General features: G+C 62.4%; 4 protein-coding genes and 1 pseudogene. 4 read left to right on the top strand and 1 reads right to left on the bottom strand.

Features of this window, described 5'->3' with window-relative positions:
• Positions 1-15: 15 nt before the first annotated feature.
• The 3 genes from EN749_RS30670 to EN749_RS30660 are packed head-to-tail and all read left to right on the top strand — an operon-like array spanning position 16 to position 3,593.
• Positions 16-1,518: a CpaF family protein gene (locus tag EN749_RS30670; RefSeq protein ID WP_128364560.1), complete on the top strand. Its 1,503-nt coding sequence runs from the start codon at positions 16-18 to the stop codon at positions 1,516-1,518.
• Between the two features lie 29 nt (positions 1,519-1,547).
• Complete coding sequence (locus EN749_RS30665; protein WP_127807952.1) at positions 1,548-2,561, top strand: type II secretion system F family protein; 1,014 nt, start codon at positions 1,548-1,550, stop codon at positions 2,559-2,561.
• A 9-nt stretch (positions 2,562-2,570) separates the two neighbouring features.
• Positions 2,571-3,593, top strand: a complete 1,023-nt coding sequence (locus tag EN749_RS30660) for a type II secretion system F family protein (protein ID WP_127807951.1) — start codon at positions 2,571-2,573, stop codon at positions 3,591-3,593.
• Between the two features lie 87 nt (positions 3,594-3,680).
• Here the strand turns inward: EN749_RS30660 and EN749_RS30655 are convergent, their stop codons facing one another.
• Positions 3,681-4,502: a tetratricopeptide repeat protein gene (locus EN749_RS30655; RefSeq protein ID WP_127327785.1), complete on the bottom strand. Its 822-nt coding sequence runs from the start codon at positions 4,500-4,502 to the stop codon at positions 3,681-3,683.
• A 116-nt stretch (positions 4,503-4,618) separates the two neighbouring features.
• Between EN749_RS30655 and EN749_RS39120 the strand changes: the two are divergent.
• Positions 4,619-4,769, top strand: a pseudogene (locus EN749_RS39120) (leucyl aminopeptidase family protein); the annotation flags it as partial.

Raw genomic sequence — 4,769 nt, 5'->3', positions numbered from 1 at the left:
AACCGGTAGTCGATCATGTTTGGTAAAAGAGGCAGCGACGACGGCACCCGGTTCACGCCGGAATTTCGCCAGCCAGCACCGGCGCCGGTTGCGCCGCCGGCTGCAAGTTCCATGGACACGGCGGTTCTGACCCGGCCCGCGGCGGCGCCAAGCGCGCCTGTCGCGCCGCCGGCGCGCCGTGCGGTCGAGGCACCGCCATTGGCGCCTGAGCCGAAGCGGGCACAGCGCGAAAAGAGCGAAACTTATTACGATACCAAGAGTCAGGTCTTCTCCGCGCTCATCGACACCATCGATCTGTCGCAGCTTTCCAAGCTTGATCCTGAAAGTGCGCGCGAGGAAATCCGCGATATCGTCAACGACATCATCGCGATCAAGAACTTCGCAATGACGATCGCCGAGCAGGAAGAGCTGCTCGAGGACATCTGCAACGACGTGCTCGGCTATGGGCCGCTCGAGCCGCTGCTCGCCCGTGACGACATCGCCGACATCATGGTCAACGGCTCCAGGAACGTCTACATCGAAGTCAACGGCAAGGTCGAACAGACCGGTATCCGCTTTCGTGACAACCAGCAGCTCCTCAACATCTGCCAGCGTATCGTCAGCCAGGTTGGCCGCCGTGTCGATGAGTCCAGCCCGATCTGCGACGCGCGTCTTCCCGACGGCTCCCGCGTCAACGTCATCGCGCCGCCACTCTCCATCGATGGCGCCACGCTTACCATCCGCAAATTCAAGAAGGACAAGCTGACGCTCGATCAGCTGGTCAAGTTCGGCGCCATCTCGCCGCAGGGCGCCGAAGTTCTCAAGATCATCAGTCGTGTTCGCTGCAACATCGTGATCTCGGGCGGCACCGGTTCGGGCAAGACCACGCTGCTCAATTGCCTGACCAACTATATCGACCGCGAGGAGCGCGTCATCACCTGCGAAGACTCGGCCGAGCTGCAATTGCAGCAGCCGCATGTGGTGCGCCTCGAAACCCGCCCGCCCAATCTGGAGGGCGAGGGTGAGGTGACGATGCGCGACCTGGTCAAGAACTGTCTGCGCATGCGGCCAGAGCGCATCATCGTCGGCGAAGTGCGCGGACCCGAGGTGTTCGATCTTCTGCAGGCGATGAACACCGGCCATGACGGCTCGATGGGCACGATCCACTCGAACAGCCCGCGCGAATGCCTGAACCGTATCGAATCCATGATTGCCATGGGCGGCTATTCGCTGCCGCAGAAGACAGTGCGCGAAATCGTCGTCGGTTCCATCGACGTGATCATCCAGGCGGCGCGCCTGCGCGACGGATCGCGCCGCATCACCCACATCACCGAGGTGATCGGGATGGAAGGCGACGTCATCATCACGCAGGATATCGTCCTCTACAACATCAAGGGTGAGGACGCCAACGGCAGGCTGTTGGGTGAGCACGTATCGACGGGCATCGGCCGTCCGCATTTCTGGGAGCGCGCACGCTATTACGGCGAGGAGCAGCGTCTCGCCATTGCGCTCGAGGCGATGGAGAAACGCGCTGACTGACGCATGCTGGGGTGTAAGGGTTCGGGCCAATGTTTGGAATTGACGGCACAGTACTGGCGTTTGTCGTGCTCGCCGGCTTCAGCGCCGGCGCCGTCGCCTATGCATTTCTGTTCACCCGGATCAGCAACGAGAAACAGGTCGGCAAGCGGCTCGAAACGATCAGGACCGCCGAGACGGATCGCTCCGTCGTCAAGGCCTCGCGTGACCGCGTGGCGGAAGCCGTCAAGCGGCGCAAATCGGTTCAGGATTCGCTCAACGAACTCGACGCCAAGCAGAAAACCAAGGACAGCCGCGTCAAGAAACCGCCGCTGAAAGCCCAGCTTCGCCAAGCCGGCCTCAAGACCACCATCGAGCGTTTCTATATATACTCCGCCGTATGCGGCATCGTTTTGACGATTGTCGCCTTTGTGGCCGGAGCCCCGCTGATCGCCTTGCCGGGCGTGCTGTTGGCCGGGGGGCTGGGCCTGCCGCGCTGGTTCGTCACGTTTCGTCGCGCCCGCCGGGTCAAGGCATTCCTCAACGAATTTCCAAACGCGCTCGACATCATCGTGCGCGCGGTCAAATCCGGCCTGCCGCTGAACGACGCCGTGCGCCTGATCGCCAACGAATCGCCCGAACCCGTGAAGACCGAGTTTCGCCGCATCGTCGATTCACAGCAGATGGGCCTCTCTATCCCCGACGCGACCTTGCGCATGCCTGAAACCATGCCTTGCACCGAGGCAAGCTTCTTCGGCATCGTTATCCAGATACAGTCGCAGGCCGGCGGCAATCTCTCCGAGGCGCTGGGCAATCTTTCGCGCGTGCTTCGCGATCGCAAGAAGATGAAAGCCAAGGTCGCGGCGCTGTCGATGGAAGCGAAGGCGTCCGCCGCGATCATCGGCGCGCTGCCCTTCATCGTCGCCTTTCTCGTCTACCTGTCGAGCCCGGCCTACCTGATGCCGCTCTTCAACACCAGTGTCGGAAACCTGATCCTTGGTTGCTCTGCGGTCTGGATGTCGATCGGCATCCTGGTGATGCGCAAGATGATGAACTTCGAAGTCTAGGATGCTGGCATGACCGAGCAAGTCATCAAGACCCTGACGGATCCGAGCTTCCTGATCGCGATGCTGGTCGCGATAGCGGTGTTTGCGACCGTCTTCACCTTGCTTCCGGCGTTTGGCGGAAACCAGCTCAAATCACGCATGAAATCCGTTGCGCTGGAACGCGACGAACTGCGTGCGCAACAGCGCGCCCGGCTTGCGGTCGAGGCCGACCGCCGTCGCAAGGGCTTGCGCGAGGAACAGTCGGTCGGCATGCGCAACATTGTCGACCGGCTGGATCTGAGACGCGCGCTCGCCGATGAAGGCACCTTGCAGAAACTCAAGGTGGCCGGCTTTCGTGGACAGAATCCGCTGACGCGGTTTCTTTTCTTCCGTCTCGTACTTCCTTTCGTCGGTTTCGCGCTGGCCGCAATCTACATCTTCGCGCTCGGAGGACTGCCCGACAAGCCATTGGTCATCAGGCTGTTCGTCTGCGTCCTCGTTGCTTACGGCGGCTTCTACGCGCCAGTCATCTACGTCAACAACCGCGCCACCAAGCGCAAGCAGTCGATCCAGATGGCATGGCCGGATGGGCTCGATCTGATGCTGATCTGCGTCGAATCGGGCATGTCGGTGGAAGCGGCACTGCGCAAGGTCGCCGACGAGATCGGCGCGCAATCGGTGGCGCTGGCGGAAGAGTTCATCCTCACCAACGCCGAGCTTTCCTATCTGCCGGAGCGCAAGCAGGCCTACGAGAACCTGGCAAGCCGCACCGGGCTGGATTCGGTCAAGTCGGTGTCGCAGGCGCTCGTCCAGGCCGAGCGTTACGGCACGCCGGTGGCGCATGCACTGCGCGTGCTTGCCGCCGAAAGCCGCGACATGCGCATGAATGCGGCCGAGAAGAAGGCCGCCGCCCTGCCGCCAAAGCTCACAGTGCCGATGATCCTGTTTTTCCTGCCGGTGCTCTTCGCCATCATCCTGGGTCCCGCCGGCATTCAGGTCAGCCAGCGCGGTATCTTCGGCGATCATGCGGCGCCGGCAACAAACGCCCAGTAGCGGCAAGGCAAATTCCTGCATTCCCTCAAACGAAGAAGCCGCGCATGCAGCGCGGCTTCTTCGTTTGAGGTTGGTGGGATTGTGGTCTCAGTTGGTCGCGGATTTCGGCTTGTCCTGGTCCTTGAGCTGGCTCCAGGCATTCTGCTGGGCCAGCATCTGCCTGAGATAGGCGACATTTGCCTGCGCCTGTTCGGGCGACAGTTCCTGCGAGGCGATCTTCTCGGCCTCGTCGAAACGGCCTTGCAGGCCGACGACCAGTGCCAGGTTCTGGCGGACGCGGCTGTCCGCATTCGGCTGCTGCGCGGCCGAGCGCATATAGGTTTCGGCGGTGCGCAGGTCACCTTCCAGCACATACGACATGCCAAGATTGGAGAGCACGGAAGGCTCGTTCGGCTTGAGGTCGAGCGCCTTGCGGTAAAGCTGGCGCGCATCGTCCTTCTGGCCGGTCTGGTCGAGGATGGCCGCTTCGGCCGACACCAGCTTCCAGTCGGGATATTCCGGTGTTTGAGCGCGGCGCACGGCGTCGAGTGCCGCCTCGAACTGGCCATTGGCGGCCAGCGCCTTGCCGTAGGAGGCAAGAACGTCACGATCCTTGGGCAAAGCGATGGCGAGCTTGCGCATCACGGCCAGCGACTGATCGGCGTCGCCATCCATCTGCAATGCCGCCGCATAATTCGTCGCGATCCGCTTGTCGTTGGGGTTCTTCGCGTAGGATTGGCCGAGTGCGCCGGTGGCATTGTGCAGTTCCCCGGCCGACATGCTTTCCAGCGGTTTGCCGCTGGTGCGTGCGATAGAGCCGGTGGAGATCTTGTCGGTTCCGCAGCCGGCGACGCCCGCCGCCAGCGCCAGCACAAGGGCCGTGGTGATGAGCCGTTTTCCCCTGGCGTTGATCCTGCGGTTGGTCGGCATGGCCACCTAAGCCTCCATTCATGCGCGGCCATTGCGTGGCCGTCTTCCCTCCCGCAGAAATATTCTGTTAACCCTAACGGACGGTTAAGAACGGCGACTCACACGGAGAACATCGCATGCCTGTCGAACTCGTCGGGAAGACATTGCCGGGCGCGCTGCCGGTCCATCTGGTCGCCAGGGACGGTCTGGACGCGGCCGGCCTTGCGCCGGCCGCTGTCGTCTGGGCCAGGGCCAACGGCTTTTCCGGCGAGGCAGGCAGGACGCTGG

This window comes from Mesorhizobium sp. M7A.F.Ca.ET.027.02.1.1, assembly GCF_004022985.1.
Classification (GTDB): Bacteria; Pseudomonadota; Alphaproteobacteria; order Rhizobiales; family Rhizobiaceae; genus Mesorhizobium.
Note: the sequence above shows the minus strand (reverse complement) of the source record. Positions and strands in the feature narration are given on the sequence as shown.